17 protein-coding genes are annotated in these 15179 nt (G+C 64.1%); 8 read left to right on the forward strand and 9 right to left on the reverse strand.

All coding sequences use genetic code 11. From position 1 onward, the window contains the following. Positions 1-87: 87 nt before the first annotated feature. The 3 genes from ubiE (at position 88) to coaBC (ending at position 4070) form a co-directional block, all read left to right on the forward strand. Positions 88-864 carry a bifunctional demethylmenaquinone methyltransferase/2-methoxy-6-polyprenyl-1,4-benzoquinol methylase UbiE gene (gene ubiE / locus AC3CB8_RS28985; protein WP_352726379.1) on the forward strand — a complete coding sequence of 259 codons (777 nt, stop codon included), beginning with the start codon at positions 88-90 and terminating at the stop codon, positions 862-864. A gap of 70 nt (positions 865-934) precedes the next feature. Then, a complete protein-coding gene (gene ubiB / locus AC3CB8_RS28990) occupies positions 935-2509 on the forward strand; it encodes a 2-polyprenylphenol 6-hydroxylase (protein WP_352563670.1) in 1575 nt (524 codons plus the stop codon). Between the two features lie 88 nt (positions 2510-2597). Beyond that, positions 2598-4070: a bifunctional phosphopantothenoylcysteine decarboxylase/phosphopantothenate--cysteine ligase CoaBC gene (coaBC, locus tag AC3CB8_RS28995; protein ID WP_352546684.1), complete on the forward strand. Its 1473-nt coding sequence runs from the start codon at positions 2598-2600 to the stop codon at positions 4068-4070. A gap of 59 nt (positions 4071-4129) precedes the next feature. Here the strand turns inward: coaBC and AC3CB8_RS29000 are convergent, their stop codons facing one another. Next, on the reverse strand, positions 4130-4711 hold the full coding sequence (locus AC3CB8_RS29000; RefSeq protein WP_352563669.1) for an invasion associated locus B family protein: 582 nt from the start codon (positions 4709-4711) through the stop codon (positions 4130-4132). Between the two features lie 381 nt (positions 4712-5092). Between AC3CB8_RS29000 and AC3CB8_RS29005 the strand changes: the two genes are divergently transcribed. Together AC3CB8_RS29005 and AC3CB8_RS29010 are read left to right on the forward strand one after the other, a co-directional pair. Beyond that, entirely contained in the window at positions 5093-5401 is a 309-nt protein-coding gene (locus tag AC3CB8_RS29005) for a hypothetical protein (protein ID WP_023781198.1), read from the forward strand. A 127-nt stretch (positions 5402-5528) separates the two neighbouring features. Continuing rightward, the gene (locus AC3CB8_RS29010; RefSeq protein ID WP_023781197.1) at positions 5529-6005 is read left to right on the forward strand and encodes an NUDIX hydrolase; all 477 of its coding nucleotides are present in this window, start codon (positions 5529-5531) and stop codon (positions 6003-6005) included. A 3-nt stretch (positions 6006-6008) separates the two neighbouring features. On the opposite strand, the gene AC3CB8_RS29015 is transcribed toward AC3CB8_RS29010, so the two are convergent. The 5 genes from AC3CB8_RS29015 to AC3CB8_RS29035 form a co-directional block, all read right to left on the reverse strand. Beyond that, positions 6009-6860 carry a citryl-CoA lyase gene (locus AC3CB8_RS29015; protein WP_023781196.1) on the reverse strand — a complete coding sequence of 284 codons (852 nt, stop codon included), beginning with the start codon at positions 6858-6860 and terminating at the stop codon, positions 6009-6011. After that, a complete protein-coding gene (locus tag AC3CB8_RS29020) occupies positions 6857-8041 on the reverse strand; it encodes a CaiB/BaiF CoA transferase family protein (protein WP_023781195.1) in 1185 nt (394 codons plus the stop codon). Before AC3CB8_RS29020 ends, AC3CB8_RS29015 begins: the two co-directional genes overlap by 4 nt. Positions 8042-8056: 15 nt before the next feature. Then, positions 8057-9580, reverse strand: coding sequence for a tripartite tricarboxylate transporter permease (locus tag AC3CB8_RS29025; RefSeq protein ID WP_023793776.1), 1524 nt, complete (start codon positions 9578-9580; stop codon positions 8057-8059). A 4-nt stretch (positions 9581-9584) separates the two neighbouring features. After that, positions 9585-10121, reverse strand: a complete 537-nt coding sequence (locus tag AC3CB8_RS29030; RefSeq protein ID WP_352546682.1) for a tripartite tricarboxylate transporter TctB family protein — start codon at positions 10119-10121, stop codon at positions 9585-9587. A 129-nt stretch (positions 10122-10250) separates the two neighbouring features. Further along, positions 10251-11228 carry a Bug family tripartite tricarboxylate transporter substrate binding protein gene (locus tag AC3CB8_RS29035; RefSeq protein WP_352563668.1) on the reverse strand — a complete coding sequence of 326 codons (978 nt, stop codon included), beginning with the start codon at positions 11226-11228 and terminating at the stop codon, positions 10251-10253. A 184-nt stretch (positions 11229-11412) separates the two neighbouring features. On the opposite strand from AC3CB8_RS29035, the gene AC3CB8_RS29040 reads away from it, so the two are divergent. Further along, complete coding sequence (locus AC3CB8_RS29040) at positions 11413-12183, forward strand: IclR family transcriptional regulator (protein ID WP_352595582.1); 771 nt, start codon at positions 11413-11415, stop codon at positions 12181-12183. 175 nt (positions 12184-12358) lie between these two features. Here the strand turns inward: AC3CB8_RS29040 and AC3CB8_RS29045 are convergent, their stop codons facing one another. Continuing rightward, positions 12359-12892, reverse strand: a complete 534-nt coding sequence (locus tag AC3CB8_RS29045; protein ID WP_352595584.1) for a GNAT family N-acetyltransferase — start codon at positions 12890-12892, stop codon at positions 12359-12361. Between the two features lie 108 nt (positions 12893-13000). After that, on the reverse strand, positions 13001-13201 hold the full coding sequence (locus AC3CB8_RS29050; protein ID WP_023770600.1) for a YdeI/OmpD-associated family protein: 201 nt from the start codon (positions 13199-13201) through the stop codon (positions 13001-13003). A gap of 201 nt (positions 13202-13402) precedes the next feature. Between AC3CB8_RS29050 and AC3CB8_RS29055 the strand changes: the two genes are divergently transcribed. Further along, entirely contained in the window at positions 13403-13858 is a 456-nt protein-coding gene (locus tag AC3CB8_RS29055) for a DUF2214 family protein (protein WP_023793768.1), read from the forward strand. Here the strand turns inward: AC3CB8_RS29055 and nth are convergent. Further along, positions 13846-14658: an endonuclease III gene (gene nth, locus AC3CB8_RS29060; protein WP_023793765.1), complete on the reverse strand. Its 813-nt coding sequence runs from the start codon at positions 14656-14658 to the stop codon at positions 13846-13848. The two genes, AC3CB8_RS29055 and nth, sit on opposite strands and share 13 nt — an antisense overlap. 22 nt (positions 14659-14680) lie before the next feature. On the opposite strand from nth, the gene AC3CB8_RS29065 reads away from it, so the two are divergent. Then, positions 14681-15175: a DUF2244 domain-containing protein gene (locus AC3CB8_RS29065; RefSeq protein ID WP_023770603.1), complete on the forward strand. Its 495-nt coding sequence runs from the start codon at positions 14681-14683 to the stop codon at positions 15173-15175. The last annotated feature ends 4 nt before the right edge of the window (positions 15176-15179 follow it).

The raw sequence follows: 15179 nt of genomic DNA on the forward strand, positions 1-15179 counted from the left end.
AAGCGCGGCTGAACACCGCGCCTTAAACAATAGCGCCCGCATCATCGATCGGCTATGGTCCCGCCGGTTTTATGACGGATCAAAAAAATGTCAATTGAGAGAACCACGGCCGCCGGCGGCATGGAAACCTCCTATGGTTTCAAGCGTGTAGGGGAAGGCGAGAAGCAATCCCTGGTCAACGATGTTTTCCACAAGGTCGCCAACCGCTACGACCTGATGAACGACCTGATGTCTGCCGGCCTGCACCGGCTGTGGAAGGATGCCATGGTCGCCTGGCTCAATCCGCCCAAGCTCGCGGGCTGGCGCGTGCTCGATGTTGCCGGCGGTACCGGCGACATCGCTTTCCGCATCGTCGATGCCAGCCATGGGCATGCCCATGCCACCGTGCTCGACATCAACGGCTCGATGCTCGCCGTCGGCCGCGACAGGGCCGAGAAGAAGGGTTTGTCCGCCAACACCGATTTCGTCGAGGCCAACGCCGAGGAACTGCCCTTCCCTGACGCCAACTTCGACGCCTACACCATCGCCTTCGGCATTCGCAATGTCCCGCATATCGACGTGGCCCTGGGCGAGGCGTTCCGCGTGCTGAAGCCCGGGGGCCGTCTCCTGTGCCTGGAGTTCTCCGAGGTCGAGATGCCGCTGCTCGACAAGGTCTACGAAGCCTGGTCGTTCAATGCCATCCCCAGGATCGGCAAGTTGGTCACCGGGGACGGCGAGCCCTATTCCTATCTGGTCGAATCGATCGCGAAATTCCCCAATCAGCAAAACTTCGCGGCGATGATTTCTCGGGCCGGCTTCGGCCGCGTCTCCTTCCGCAACTATTCCGGCGGCATAGCGGCCCTGCATTCGGGCTGGAAGCTTTGAAGCCGTCGCCGACCTTTCTCACGCGACGAGCCTTGCGCCAGTTCGATGAACCGGTAGGGCGGACGCGGCCATGAGCACCGTCAGCGCGGGGTTCCGGCTCGTACGGGCCGGTTGGGTGCTGGTGCGCGAGGGCGTCGTTGCCGCCTTGCCCGGCGAGGAACTGTCCGGCCTGCCGAAATTCGGCTGGCGGCTCGCTCGGCTGTTCACCCGCCGCCGCGCGCTCGCCTATCAGCGCAGCGATCGGCTGGCCAAGGCGGTGGTCCGGCTCGGCCCATCCTACGTCAAGCTTGGTCAGTTCCTGGCCACGCGGCCCGATGTCGTCGGCAACGACATGGCGCTCGATCTCGCCATGCTGCAGGACAAGATGCACACCTTCCCGACGGCCGAAGCGGTCGCCGCCATCGAAGCCTCGCTCGGGCGCAAACTCGGCGATCTTTACAAGCAATTCGGCGACCCGGTCGCCGCGGCTTCCATCGCTCAGGTCCATGCCGCTGAAACCGTCGATGGTGGTGTCGTCAGGAAGGTAGCGGTCAAGGTCATCCGGCCGGGCGTGCGACGCCGCTTCTTTCAGGACCTCGAAAGCTATTTCCTCGCCGCCCGCCTGCAGGAGAAATACATACCGTCGTCGCGTCGGCTGAGGCCGGTCGAGGTGACCGAGACGCTGGCGCAGACCACCAGGATCGAGATGGACCTGCGCCTCGAGGCGGCCGCGCTCTCGGAACTTGGCCAAAGCACCAGGGAAGACCCTGGCTTCCGCGTCCCTTCGGTGGACTGGGAACGCACCGGCCGCGACGTGCTGACCATGGAATGGGTGGACGGCGTCAAGATGAACGACATCGCCGGCCTGCAAAGCGCCGGCCATGACCTTAAGGCAATCGCCGCCAACCTCATCCAGTCTTTCCTGCGCCATACGCTGCGCGACGGCTTCTTCCACGCCGACATGCATCCGGGCAATCTGTTCGTCGAGGCGAACGGCACCATCGTCGCCGTCGATCTCGGCATTGCCGGGCGCCTCGGCAAGAAGGAGCGCCGCTTCCTCGCCGAGATCCTCTACGGCTTCATTACACGCGACTATCTGCGCGTCGCCGAGGTGCATTTCGAGGCCGGCTATGTCCCGCGCCAGCACAATGTCTCTGCCTTCGCCCAGGCGATCCGTGCCATCGGCGAGCCGATCCACGGCCAGCCCGCCGAAACCATTTCGATGGCCAAGCTTCTGACGCTGCTGTTCGAGGTGACCGAACTCTTCGACATGGCGACACGGCCGGAATTGATCCTGTTGCAGAAGACCATGGTGGTTGTCGAGGGCGTGGCGCGCACGCTGGATCCGGCTTTCAACATGTGGAAGACCGCCGAACCGGTGGTCGGCGGCTGGATAGCCGGGAACCTCGGGCCGCGCGGCTTGCTGGCCGACGCGCGCGACGGCGGCAAGGCGATGCTGGCGCTGATCCGCCAGGCGCCGGAACTCGCGGCCCGTACGGAACGGCTGTCGCGAGAGATCGACCTGATGGCCGAGCACGGCCTGCGCTTCGACGAGGCGACCGCCCGAGCCATAGGTAAGGCCGAAGCGCGCTACAACCGTTCCGGCCGTGTCGCCTTATGGGTGATCGCGCTGACGCTGGTCTACATTGCCTGGACGCTTCACTAGGCCCGTATTGGCGGCAAGCCAGCTGGTTGCGGCAATTTGATTGCATTGCTATCATCGCTATCAGGCAAGATGAGTAGAGTGCAATCACATGGCCAGCATCACGATCCGTAACCTAGACGATGAGGTCAAGGAGTTGCTGCGCGGCCTGGCCGCGGCAAACAATCGCTCCATGGAAGAACAGGCGCGGGTGATGATCCGGGCCGCTGTCGACGGCCAAGTGGGCCCGGTTGGTCGTCTCGACCAGATCGAGAAAGCCCTGCAAGAACTCACCAATTCGCAAGGCACGCCGATCCGGGCGTCAGCCTTGACAGGCAAGAGCTTGCCGCGAGGCACGCTTTCCAACAAGCGCATCCTGCTTATCATCGGCGGCGGCATCGCCGCTTACAAGGCGCTCGACCTCATTCGCCGGCTGCGCGAGCGCGGCGCGGCGGTACGCGTCGTCATGACATCGGCGGCGCAGGAGTTCGTCACCACGCTGTCGGTCGGTGCGCTCTCCGCCGACCATGCCTTCACCGACCTGTTCGACCGCAAGGATGAGCACGATGTCGGCCACATCAGGCTGTCGCGCGAGGCGGACCTCCTGGTGGTGGCGCCCGCCACCGCCGACCTGATGGCCAAGCTCGCCAATGGCCATGCCAGCGATCTGGCCTCGACCGTGCTCATCGCCACCGACAAGCCGGTCCTGATGGCCCCGGCGATGAACCCCAGGATGTGGTCGCATCCCGCCACCCGCCGTAACCGCGCGAGCTTGGGCAAGGACGGCATCACCTTCGTCGGCCCCGCCAAGGGTGAGATGGCCGAGAGCAACGAGGCCGGCGAAGGCCGCATGGCCGAACCGCTGGAGATCGTCGCCGCGGTCGAGGCGCTGCTCGATGCCGGCCCCAAGCCACTGGCGGGACGCAAGATCATCGTCACGTCGGGCCCGACGCACGAGCCGATCGACCCGGTGCGCTATATCGCGAACCGCTCGTCCGGCAAGCAGGGCCACGCCATCGCCGCGGCATTGGCAAGGCTCGGCGCCGATGTGCGCCTCGTCTCCGGTCCCGTCACCATCGCCGATCCGACCGGAGTGAAGACCCTCCATGTCGAACGGGCGCAGGAGATGCGCGACGCGGTGGAACAGCTTCTGCCCGCCGACGCCGCGGTGTTCGTCGCCGCCGTTGCCGACTGGCGCACCGAGAATTCAGCCGGTGAGAAGATCAAGAAGGTCGCGGGCGAAGGCCCGCCGGTGCTGCGCATGGTCGAAAACCCCGACATATTGGCGAGTGTCGGCCACCACGAGCAGCGACCAGCTCTGGTCGTCGGCTTTGCCGCCGAGACGCAGGATCTCTTGCGCAACGCCGAGGCCAAGCTCAGGAAGAAAGGGGCCGATCTTATCGTCGCCAACGATGTGTCGCACCAAAGCGGCATCGGTTCTTCAGGCGTGATGGGCAGCGATCGCAACCGGGTGCGGATCGTGTCGAAGGCCGGCGTCGAGGAATGGCCTGAAATGACCAAGGACGAGGTAGCGGCACGGCTTGCCGCGCTCATCGCCGAGCGGTTGAAGACGATCGTCGTCTGACAAGTGTCGGCGGAAGCGTTGGCCGCCAACACCCCTGTCGCTTGCGGTGAGCCAAGCCTTCAGTTGGCCAAAAGCTCCGCCGTGCGGGCAAGCGCACCGCTGAAGCCATTGAGCGGAATGGAAAAGCTTACGACTTGCCCCGTATCGGCCGCGAACGCATCGATCTTGAGTGTGGTGCCGTTCTTGAGCAGCGGCGTGACATTGGCATCGAACGCCACTGGCCCTAGGCAGCCGATCACCTGGCAGGTGCTGAACGGCGGGCTGCCGTCGAGCTTCTGATCGTCGACGGTCAGCGCGACACCCTTTGCAAGCGCCAGACCGAAAGGCAGGGCGAGCGTTCCGGTCGCATCCTCGCCGGTCTTGTTCGACAGCTCGATCGCCAAAAGCCGCTGGTTGCTTCGCTTGTTGAACTGCTGATGCGACAGGCTGCAGACCTTGTTCGTGCTCGATATCTGGCAATTGACCGTCCAGTCACCATGGGTTTCGGACAAGGCCGAAGCACCACCCTGCAGTTGCGGCGCGTCAGTTGCGGCGGGCGGCGTTGCCGTCACCTTGTCGCCCTTGGTTTGCGCCGCCATGGCCGGCAGGCCTGCGATGCAGGCAGCACCCAGCACTGATGCGAAATACGCGTATTTCCTCATCAAGATCTCACCCGCCCGGCTCCGCCTCCGTTTCCCGAAGGCGCCATTATACCTGACGGACATGCCGACGCCATTGCCGCAATTCAGCTCGAGGCAGGCGCCGACCCGATAGAGCGGCGAATCGATCGCCTCCGTCAGTGCAATGCGGGGTTGCCAGCAGATTCTCCGCCGCGGCGAAGCGGCCTTCGATCTCCCCCTCCTTGGTGGAAAAAGTTGAAACCGGCAACCGACCCTTCTTCCTTACCGGAACACGCAGCCAGCGCGCGGGTACCAGCCCTTGCGCGGCTCGGTTGGCGTGAGGCTGATCGGCATTCGCCATGGCATCGCCGGGCAAACGTCCTATATATCTGGTGTGATGAGATTTCTTGCAGGAATGGATGGATGTATACGCGTCGTTCATCGATGATTTTCCCATTGGTGGTGCTGGCTGGAGCGGTTTCCGCCGGCTTTGCGACGCCCGCTTCCGCGCAGGTGCTCAATCCCGCGGTCAGAAACAACACACTCATCCAGCAGAACGATCTGCAAGCCTTGCAAAACCGGGTTCAGCGGCAGCAGTTTCAGCAGCAGCAACAGCAGTATCGTGCCCAGGATCGCATCATCGTCCAGCAACCGCCGCCGGTCGTGCCGCAGGTCAGGCCGAGCTGCCAGACGCAAATAATCGGCAACACCGCCGTGAGCACCTGCCGCTGACGGACGGGCAGCTTCTTTTATTTAGCCGACTTACATGATAGGGCACTTCGGATGTCCCTGCGGTAGTTTGGATTTTCCAAAGGCGTCGCGGCACGCTAAGGGGCATTGCAGCGACTGGATTATTGAGATGGCAGCCACCAAGAAAAAGGCCGTACGCCAAGCCAAGCGGGGCGAAGGGATCCGCCAGGTGGCGGCGATACCCTTCCGGGTAAACGCGCATGGCGGCATCGAGGTGATGCTGGTTACATCGAGAACCACGAGACGCTTCATCGTGCCCAAGGGATGGCCGATGAAAGGCAAGAGCGGGCGCAAGGCAGCCACCATCGAGGCGCTGGAGGAAGCCGGCGTGCTCGGCAAGACGCTGAAGCAGCCGGCGGGCACCTATTCCTATTGGAAACGCTTGGCCAACCGCTTTGTCCGCGTCGACGTCGTCGTGTTTCTGCTGGAAGTGACGGAAGAGCTTGCCGATTGGCAGGAAGCCAAGCGGCGGCAGCGGGCCTGGCTGGCGCCGGCCGACGCCGCGATGCTCATCGACGAGCCCGATCTCTCGACGCTGGTGAACACCTTGAAGCTTCCCGGGCCCACGCCGCTCGAGCAGGCATAAGCCTCAATTGTCCGCGCCCTCATCTCCGGGAAGCGGCCGTGCCGGCGGACCGCTATAGGCCCACAGCCATTCGCGCGGCAGCGGCCCCTTGTTGCGCTCGGACTGCTGAGATTGCTCCCAGGCATGCGCCAGGATGCCGACGGAACGCGACAGCACGAAGAGCCCGCGCGTCAGCGGCGGCGGAAAGCCGAGCTCGCCATAGATGACGGCGGTGGCGCCATCGATGTTGAGCGGGATTTTTTTGCCCTTGCGCCGCGCTACGTCGGCCTCGACGGCCTCGGCGATGTCGGCAAAGCGGCCGTTGACCACGCCACGCGCGGCAAAATCTCTGACCAGTTCCAGCAGGCGCGGCGCGCGCGGATCGACAGGATGGAAGCGATGGCCAAGCCCCGGCACATAGCCCTTCTCCTGCCCGAAGAACCGGTCGAGACGTGTCGAAACCGCTTCGTTTAGGGCCATGCCGCCATCGAGCGCCACGGCAATATCGCCATAGAAGGAAAGCGCCTGCTCGCCGGCGCCGCCATGCACGTCGCCCAGCACGTTGATGGCCGAGGCCATGGCGCTGTTGATGCCGACGCCACAGGTGGCCGCCATGCGGGCGATGGCGATCGACGGCGCCTGTGGCCCGTGGTCGACGGCCGCCCCCAAGGCAATGCCGAGCAGTGCCGCCTCGTCCTCGCTGGGCAATTCGCCACGCAGCATCAGCCAGATGACAGCCGGGAAGCTGACGCGGCCGATCAGGTCCTGGATCTCGTAGCCGCGCAGCCGGATCACACCGGGGCTCATCTCGATGATGCCGGTCTGCCACCATTCCTCGCCGCGCGCGCGGCCTGTTTTCTTCTCCACGCCGCTCATGTCAGGGCCTTTGCCTTGGCGTGCGGCGGCAGACCGGCGAACACCTCGTCCATGTGCTCGCCCAGCACTGGCGGCGGCCGCGTCGGCAACGGTGCCGTGCCGTCTATCATGAAACCGCCGCGCAGGACGGTCAGCGGCCCTTCCATTCCAGCCACATTCTCGAAACGAGCCGTCACCTGGCGTTCGAGCACCTGTGGTTCGGTCAGCACTTGTGGGATCGTCAGTACCCGGCCCGCCGGCACGCCGGCTCGGTTGAGCGTCTCTTCCCAAATTGCCGCCGGATCGCTTGCCAGAGCATCCTCGATCTCGGCCTTGAGCGCGGCGCGGTTCTGCTTGCGGGTTTCGCGCTCGGCAAAGCGCGGGTCCGACGCCAGTTCCGGCCGTCCGATCAGACGGCACAGCGCCACGAACTGCTCCTGCTTATTGGCGGCGATGTTGATGAGCCCGTCGCCGGTGCGGAAGGCGCCGGAGGGAGCCGCCGTCATGTTCTCATTGCCCATCGGCTTGGGATCGACCCCTGCCGTCAGATAGTTGGAAACAGGCCAGCCAAGTGCGGAAAGCGTGCATTCGAGCATCGACACGTCGAGGAACGCCCCCTCGCCCGATGTCTTCAGCCTGACCAGTGCCGCGGCGATGGAGAACGCGCCGACCAAGCCTCCCAGCGTGTCGGCGACGGGATAGCCGACGCGCAGCGGCGCGGTTTCCGGCGTGCCGGTTATGCTCATGATCCCGGAAAGACCCTGGATGATCTGGTCATAGGCCGGGTTGTCGCGCATTGGCCCGCTCTGCCCGAAACCCGATATCGCGCAATAGACGAGGCCCGGGCGGACCGCCCTCAGCATCTCGTAGCCAAGCCCGAGGCGTTTCATCACGCCGGGACGAAAATTCTCGACCAGCGCATCGGCGCTGGCGACCAGGTCGAGGAAGCGCTCGCGATCCGTCTCGTTCTTGAGGTCGAGCATGACCGATCGTTTGCCGGCGTTCTGGGCCAGGAACGATGCGCCCATACCCGCGCTGTTGAGCTTTGGCGAGCCGCCGAGCTGGCGCGCCAGGTCGCCGCCTTGCGGCCCTTCGACCTTGATCACGTCAGCTCCCAGCAAGGCCAGCTGATAGGCACAGTAAGGCCCGGCGAGAACATTGGTCAGGTCGAGGACGCGGATACCGGAAAGCAGGTCTGTCATATCTTTTCAGATCGCTCAGGCATCGCCCGGCACATGTTCGGGACCACGCCGCCGCCGGTGCTCGATGAAGGCCCAGACATGCGGCCCGACGAGGCCGATGAAGGCGAGCGTCAGCAGGGTCAGCGACAGCGGATGCTTGTAGAACACCGACCAGTCGCCGTTGGAGATAGTCATCGCCCGTCGGAACTGGGTTTCGGCAAGCGGTCCCAGGATCATGCCGATGATGACGGGCGCGGTCGGGAAATCGAATCGCCGCATCAGGAAGCCCGCGGCGCCCAGGAGATAGAGGATGACGAGATCGATCGGCGACTGCGAGATGCCGTAGGTGCCGACAGTGGCGAACACCAGGATCCCGGCATAAAGTTGCGGCGCCGGGATCTTCAGCAGCCGCACCCACAGGCCGATCAGCGGCAGGTTGAGGATGACCAGGATGACATTGGCGATGAACAGGCTGGCGATCAGCCCCCAGACGAGATCGGCCTGTGTCGTCAACAGCAGCGGTCCAGGGTTGATACCGTAGCTCTGGAAGGCCGACAGCATGATCGCCGCCGTCGCCGAAGTCGGCAGCCCAAGCGTCAGCATCGGCACCAGCACGCCGGCCGCGGACGCGTTGTTGGCGGCTTCGGGGCCTGCAACGCCCTCGATGGCGCCGACCGTGCCGAACTCCTGCTTGTGCTTCGACAGTTTCTTTTCGATGGCATAGGACAGGAAGGTCGGGATCTCGGCGCCGCCGGCCGGCATGGCGCCGATCGGAAAGCCGATCGCCGCTCCCCGCAGCCAAGCCTTCCATGAGCGGCCCCATTCGGCCGCCGTCATGTAGAGCGAGCCTTTCAGCGGCACGATCTCGTCCTTGCCGGCATAGCGGCGCGAGGCCATGTAGAGCGTCTCGCCAACCGCGAACAGACCGACGGCGGCGATGATGACGTCGACGCCGTCGAGCAATTCCGTCATGCCGAAGGTGAAGCGCGGCTGGCCCGTCTGCAGATCCACGCCGATCATCCCGATTACAAAGCCGGCAAACAGGCTGGTCAGGCCTCGCACCGCCGACGACCCAAGCACCGCCGAAACCGTGATGAAGGCGAGCACCATCAGCGAAAAATACTCCGCCGGGCCAAAAGCCAGCGCGAACTTGACCACGACCGGGGCCAGGAAGGCGACGCCGAGCGTGCCAAGGGTGCCGGCGACGAACGAGCCGATCGCGGAGGTGGCGAGCGCGGCGCCGCCGCGGCCGGAGCGGGCCATCTTGTTGCCTTCCAGCGCCGTCACGATGGTTGCGCTCTCGCCTGGCGTGTTGAGCAGGATCGACGTCGTCGAGCCGCCATACATGGCGCCGTAATAGATACCGGCGAACAGGATGAAGGACGCCTCCGGCGCCACCTGATAGGTGATCGGCAACAGCAGCGCGATGGTCAGTGCCGGCCCAAGTCCAGGCAGCACGCCGATGGCGGTGCCAAGCGTCGTGCCGAGCAGGCACCACAAAAGATTGGTCGGGCTGAAAGCGACCGCGAAACCATGTGCGAGATGGCTGAGCGTATCCATGGTCTCAGCCTCCCAGCGTGCTTGTGAACGCGTCGATCACCATGTTGAGCTGGTTCTCGACAAAACCGGCGCCGATGTTGACGCCGAGCGCCTTGGCAAAGCCGAAATAAGCAGCCAGCGCCAGCACAAGGCCGGTGAGCACATCCCGCAGCGTATGCCTGCTGCCGAAGCCGTAACAGACCAGAACGAACATGATGACCGATGCGGCCGTGAAGCCGAGCGGCTGGATGAGCACAAGATTGGCCAGCAGACCGATGACGACGAAGCCCATCGCCTTCCAGTCGGTCGGCGTTTCCTTTTCCTCCTCCGGCTGCCAGCCGCCGCGAAGCGCGGCGAGGATGAGTGCCAGGGAAAGCACAACCAGTCCGACCATGGTGAGATAGGGAAAGACGGTCGGACCAACCTTGGAATAGAGCGGCGAGATCGGGATCGCCAGCGTCTGCCAGGCCACGGCCCCGGCGCAGGCCAGGAGGCCGACGCCGATCAGCAATTCCGGCACGGCCAGCCGCGAGGGCGCCGCCTGCTGGTTGATGGTGCTCATGAATGTCCTCCCGCTATGGATGGCCGAGACCGCGGCCAACCTTCGCCGTGCCCTCTAGTACCGATCGCCTCCCTGCGGCCGGCTGCAATTGAAGAATGTGGGACGGCTCGCGCCGTCCCTTGGGGAAAATCAGGCGAGACCGAGATCTTTGAGGATGGCCTCGATGCGAGCCGAATCCTCGGTGACGAATTTCGCGTAATCGTCGCCGGTGAGCAGGATGGACGTCCAGTTGCGGTTCTTGCATTCGGTCGCCCATGCATCGCTCTTGGCCATGGTTTCGACCAGCGTGATCATCGCCGCCTTGTCGGCGTCGGAAATGCCGGGCGGCGCGAAGACGCCGCGCCAGTTGAACAGTTCTACATCGATGCCGGCTTCCTTCAGCGTCGGCGCGTCGATGCCGTCCTGGCGCTTGTCGGCCGAAATGGCGAGCAGCCTGAGCGCGCCCGCCTTGACTTGCTCGGAGAACTCGCCGAAGCCGGAAATGCCGGCCGCCACCTGGTTGCCGAGCAATGCCGACAGAGCTTCGCCGCCCCCCGCGAACGGTACATAGGAGAGGCTGGGAGCCGGAACGCCAACCGTCTTGGCGATCAGGCCGAACAGGATGTGGTCGGAGCCACCGGCCGAGCCGCCCGCGACAGGAACCTTCGTCGGGTCGGCCTTGAGCGCCGCGACGAAATCGGCGGCCGTCTTGAACGGCGAGTCCGCCGGCACCACCAAGGCCTCGAACTCACCGGTGAGACGAGCGATGGGCGTGACTTGGGTCAGGTTGTTGGCTGCCTTGTTGGCGATGATAGCCCCCACCATGACCATGCCCGCGACCATGAGCGAATTGCCTTTGCCGCTCCACTGATTGATGAACTGCGGCAGCCCTACCGTGCCGCCGGCGCCACCGACATTGGTGATCTGGGAGCCGGAGATGAGCTTCTCGCCGCGCAGCACCTGATCCATCGTGCGCGCCGTCTGGTCCCAGCCGCCGCCGGGCGCTGCCGGCACGAAGATTTGGACTTGAGGTGCAACTTCGGCGAAGGCGGGTGAGAAATGCGATGCCACCAGCCCGGCCGCGCCAGCCGCCACCGTGCTCATCAAAAATCTGCGTCTGTTCAGCATGGGATTCCTCCAGATCACGACACCTCCTCCGGTGCCTGCCAAAACGCGCCTGTTCACAGACCCGTGATCAAGTTCAAGCAGATTTTACCTTGTTCCGTCAACAGGAACGACATTCTTCTGGACAGAACGGTGCGGTGGCGCGACAGAGTGGTTCCGCTCGGGCTTCTCCGGATTGGGAACCGCAATGGACTTACCAGGCAACTCGGCTGATGCCGAAATTCGGCGCACCTCCGTCGAAGGTGTTGCGGCACTCGACCGGGCGATCGCCATCCTCGATGCCTTCAGCACGGCCGACCGCTCGCTAAGTCTTGCTGAAATCGCGATGCGCACTGGGCTTTACAAAAGTACGATACTGCGGCTCGCCAATTCGCTGTTGCGCGGGCAACTGCTCGAGCGCCTGGACGATGGGCGCTATCGCGTCGGACCCGCCGCCTTTCGGCTTGGCGCGCTTTACCAGCGTTCGGTGGTGGCGGCGGACATCCTGTTGCCGATCATGCGCGATCTCTCCGAACGAAGTTGGGAGAGTGTTGCCTTCTACGTCCGCTCGGGAGACGTGCGCACCTGTCTTTATCGGGTCGAATCCAAGCATCCGATCCGCTACACGATACGCGAAGGCGACGTATTGCCTCTGCTCGCCGGCTCGGGCGGGCGCGTGCTGGCGGCGTTTTCGGGACAGCAGGGCGAACCCTACGAAACCATCCGTAAAACGTTCAATTGTCTCGCTGTGGGTGACCGCGACCACGAAACGGCAGGCGTCTCGGCACCGGTTTTTGGGCCGGGCCACGTGCTGCTTGGCGCCTTGACGCTGGCTGGTCCAAGCACGCGCGTCGACGCTGCCTTTCTTGGGCGCATGAAGCGCCCGCTGCTTGAGGCGGCGGCCCGCGCCACTCGCGCCTTCGGCGGGGATGCCTCCATGCTGGATCAGGTGAGCCTCGCGACGGAGGCTTGGCCCTAGCTCCCGCCATTATGGCGTCGGAAGACCTCCAACTTCCGTTCGCCGCCCTTGTAGGGAAGCTGCGCCTCAAGGCCGGCCGCAGCAGGTCAGGTGTGCAGCGGTTTTCCGTCCGGATTGCGCGTTTGTAGCGCCTGGCCGGTTGGTTGTCGGCGCCCTCCGCCTCGCCTGACACCGCTCAGGGCAGCCGCTCCAACAGGATGGTCGGCGCATCGTGATAGAGGGTCTGCGTCAGCTCGGTATAGCCGAACTTCCTGGCGACGTTCAGCGAAGCCGTATTTTCGGGATCGATGATGCAGACGGTTCTGGCACGTCCGAACGTCTCGTCGCCCCAGCCATGCACGCGGCTGACGATCTCCGTGGCAAGGCCGGCGCCGTGCGCGGCCGGGGCGAGCGCCCACCCCGCCTCTGGGATGCCTTCGATCGACGGCTCCATGTCGCGCTTCAGATCGTGGAAACCGGCCTCACCGACGAAGCGGCCGGTCGCTTTCTCCTCGATGGCCCAGAAGCCGTAGCCAAGCAGCGACCACAGGCCGGCATGGCGCAGGAAGCGCATCCAGCTTTCCTCACGCGTGCGCGGCTTGCCGCCGATGAAGCGGGTGACGACGGGGTCGGCCCACATGGCGGTATAGGCATCGAAATCCTCCAGTTGGTGCGCCCTTAGAATGGTTCGCTCGGTTTCGATGACCGGAACGCCGTGCGGATTTTTCATGACGATATGCCTCGCTGATCGTCAGCGCTTAGCAAATCGCTGGTGCGGTGCAAGGGCCAGGGCGATACGCGCCATCATCCAGGGAGGCCTAGTTGATCGAAGAGAACTTCAGCCGTGCCAAACCATATTCATGTAGACACCACCACGCTGCAATTCATCCAGCATCTGGTCGAGCCGCTTTCGCCTGGTGTCCGGTCGCTTGGCGCGGCGGATCCAGCCCAGATAGTCGTTCCTCTGATAGTCCGGCCGAGCCTCATAGGCGGTCGTCAGCCCGCGCTCCACCAGGGCAGCGCGGACCGTGTCGGTCATCGGGTTCACGGCTCGTTTCAATCCGGTCACGTCTGCGAACGTAACCTGCCAGGATTCGGCGTCAACGCTGCCTATGGCTAGGTGCGGACTCCGCTATGGGAAATCCATGCGGCGGTGTTATTTTCCCCGCAGGATGATTCAGCACCTGCCAACGCGACCTTTTTACAGGCGAGTTTGGGCCATCGACCTGGGGCGACGAGCATGGATACAACCGACCTTGCGCTTGCCATTGTTCATCACCTGCTGGTGTTCTCGCTGGCGGGGATCATCGGCGCCGAATTCGTGCTGATCCGTGGCGACCTGCCCGCCGCGACACTGAAGCGGCTCGCCGCCATCGACCGCCATTACGGCATCATCGCCGCCCTCATCATCGTCGTCGGCATCGGCCGTCTCGTCTGGGGGCTCAAAGGCTGGGAGTTCTACGTCCACAACTGGGTGTTCTGGGCCAAGATGACGGCGTTTGCGATCGTCGGTCTGCTGTCGATCATCCCGACCGTCCGTTTCATTTCCTGGAACAGGCAGGCCAGCGCCGATCCATCCTTCGCCGTGCCCTTGGGCGAACTGGCTTCGGTGAAGACCTACATCCGCGCCGAGGCTGTCGTCTTCCTGCTGATCCCGGTGTTCGCGGCGGCGATGGCGCGCGGCTACGGCATCTGATCTTCGGCGGCGACAGTTTCAAGCGGAGCGATCGGCACCAGGGGCGCCGGAATGCTGTTCGTCTTCACCTCTGCCTTGCAAATATCGGCAATGACGCAGGCCGGGCAATCCGGCTTGCGCGCCTTGCAGACATAGCGGCCGTGCAGGATCAGCCAGTGATGCGCATGGCGCATATACTCGTCCGGTATGATCTTCAACAACCCCTGCTCGACCTGTTCCGGCGTCTTGCCCGGCGCCAGGCCAAGCCGGTTGCCGATGCGCAAGATATGCGTGTCGACCGCCATCGTATGCTGGCCGAAGGCCATGTTGAGCACGACATTGGCGGTCTTGCGCCCGACACCGGGCAACTTGACCAGTTCATCGCGGTCATCCGGCACCTCGCCGCCATGGTCGCTGATCAGCGCCTGCGATAGGGCGATGACGTTCTTGGCCTTGTTGCGCCAGAGACCGATGGTCCTGATATAGTCGCCGACCTTGGTTTCACCGAGCGCCAGCATCTTTTGCGGCGTGTCGGCAACCTTGAACAGAGCCCGCGTCGCTTTGTTGACACCCGCATCGGTCGCTTGCGCCGAAAGCACCACCGCCACCAGCAGCGTGAAGGCATTGACGTGTTCGAGTTCGCCCCTCGGCTCCGGCCGCTGTACCGAAAAACGCCGGAAAATCTCATGCACTTCGGCCGGGCTGTAGCGGGACGAGCGCCGCAGCGGCCGAGGGCGCGGCTTGGCATTGGACCCATCACGCCGTCCGGCCGGCAGCTCTTTTTCGGGCATGGAAGACTCATTGGACTTGGGACGCGCCATTTCCCTCCTATAATAGTCTGTCATGAGTGACACAAACGCCTCGTTTCAGGCTGACGAGCCCTTCTTTCATGCATTGCTGACCCCGCACCGGTCGCTGGGCAGGACGGGCTTCCTGATCCTGATGGGCGCACTGATGTTCGGCTGGCTGGTGACGGGTGCGTTTTTCCTGTCGCGCGGTGCCTGGCCGGTGTTCGGCTTCTTCGGCCTCGACGTGGTGGCCGTCTACATCGCCTTCCGCGTCAATTACCGGGCTGCACGCGCCCGCGAGGAAGTGTCGGTCTCGCGCACCAGCCTCGACATTCGCAAGACGGCCCCCTCGGGAAAGTCGGAAGCGCATCGCTTCAATCCGTTCTGGGTACGGTTTTCGATCGCCCGGCACGCCGAGATCGGCATCACCAAAATGACCGTGGAAGCACAAGGACAGAACGTGCCGATCGGCGGCTTCCTCGACCCCGATTCGCGCGAGAGCTTCGCCACTGCCTTCTCGCGCGCGCTGGCGACCGCCAAGGCGCGCTAAAGGC

The sequence above is a fragment of the Mesorhizobium sp. P160927 genome, assembly GCF_057766385.1.

Excerpts from the sequence above, each read along its gene's own strand:
- ubiE (WP_352726379.1), top strand. The coding sequence starts at position 88 with ATGTCAATTGAGAGAACCACGGCCGCCGGCGGCATGGAAACCTCCTAT.
- ubiB (WP_352563670.1), top strand. The coding sequence starts at position 935 with ATGAGCACCGTCAGCGCGGGGTTCCGGCTCGTACGGGCCGGTTGGGTG.
- coaBC (WP_352546684.1), top strand. The coding sequence starts at position 2,598 with ATGGCCAGCATCACGATCCGTAACCTAGACGATGAGGTCAAGGAGTTG.
- AC3CB8_RS29000 (WP_352563669.1), bottom strand. The coding sequence starts at position 4,711 with ATGAGGAAATACGCGTATTTCGCATCAGTGCTGGGTGCTGCCTGCATC.
- AC3CB8_RS29005 (WP_023781198.1), top strand. The coding sequence starts at position 5,093 with ATGTATACGCGTCGTTCATCGATGATTTTCCCATTGGTGGTGCTGGCT.
- AC3CB8_RS29010 (WP_023781197.1), top strand. The coding sequence starts at position 5,529 with ATGGCAGCCACCAAGAAAAAGGCCGTACGCCAAGCCAAGCGGGGCGAA.
- AC3CB8_RS29015 (WP_023781196.1), bottom strand. The coding sequence starts at position 6,860 with ATGAGCGGCGTGGAGAAGAAAACAGGCCGCGCGCGCGGCGAGGAATGG.
- AC3CB8_RS29020 (WP_023781195.1), bottom strand. The coding sequence starts at position 8,041 with ATGACAGACCTGCTTTCCGGTATCCGCGTCCTCGACCTGACCAATGTT.
- AC3CB8_RS29025 (WP_023793776.1), bottom strand. The coding sequence starts at position 9,580 with ATGGATACGCTCAGCCATCTCGCACATGGTTTCGCGGTCGCTTTCAGC.
- AC3CB8_RS29030 (WP_352546682.1), bottom strand. The coding sequence starts at position 10,121 with ATGAGCACCATCAACCAGCAGGCGGCGCCCTCGCGGCTGGCCGTGCCG.
- AC3CB8_RS29035 (WP_352563668.1), bottom strand. The coding sequence starts at position 11,228 with ATGCTGAACAGACGCAGATTTTTGATGAGCACGGTGGCGGCTGGCGCG.
- AC3CB8_RS29040 (WP_352595582.1), top strand. The coding sequence starts at position 11,413 with ATGGACTTACCAGGCAACTCGGCTGATGCCGAAATTCGGCGCACCTCC.
- AC3CB8_RS29045 (WP_352595584.1), bottom strand. The coding sequence starts at position 12,892 with ATGAAAAATCCGCACGGCGTTCCGGTCATCGAAACCGAGCGAACCATT.
- AC3CB8_RS29050 (WP_023770600.1), bottom strand. The coding sequence starts at position 13,201 with ATGACCGACACGGTCCGCGCTGCCCTGGTGGAGCGCGGGCTGACGACC.
- AC3CB8_RS29055 (WP_023793768.1), top strand. The coding sequence starts at position 13,403 with ATGGATACAACCGACCTTGCGCTTGCCATTGTTCATCACCTGCTGGTG.
- nth (WP_023793765.1), bottom strand. The coding sequence starts at position 14,658 with ATGGCGCGTCCCAAGTCCAATGAGTCTTCCATGCCCGAAAAAGAGCTG.
- AC3CB8_RS29065 (WP_023770603.1), top strand. The coding sequence starts at position 14,681 with ATGAGTGACACAAACGCCTCGTTTCAGGCTGACGAGCCCTTCTTTCAT.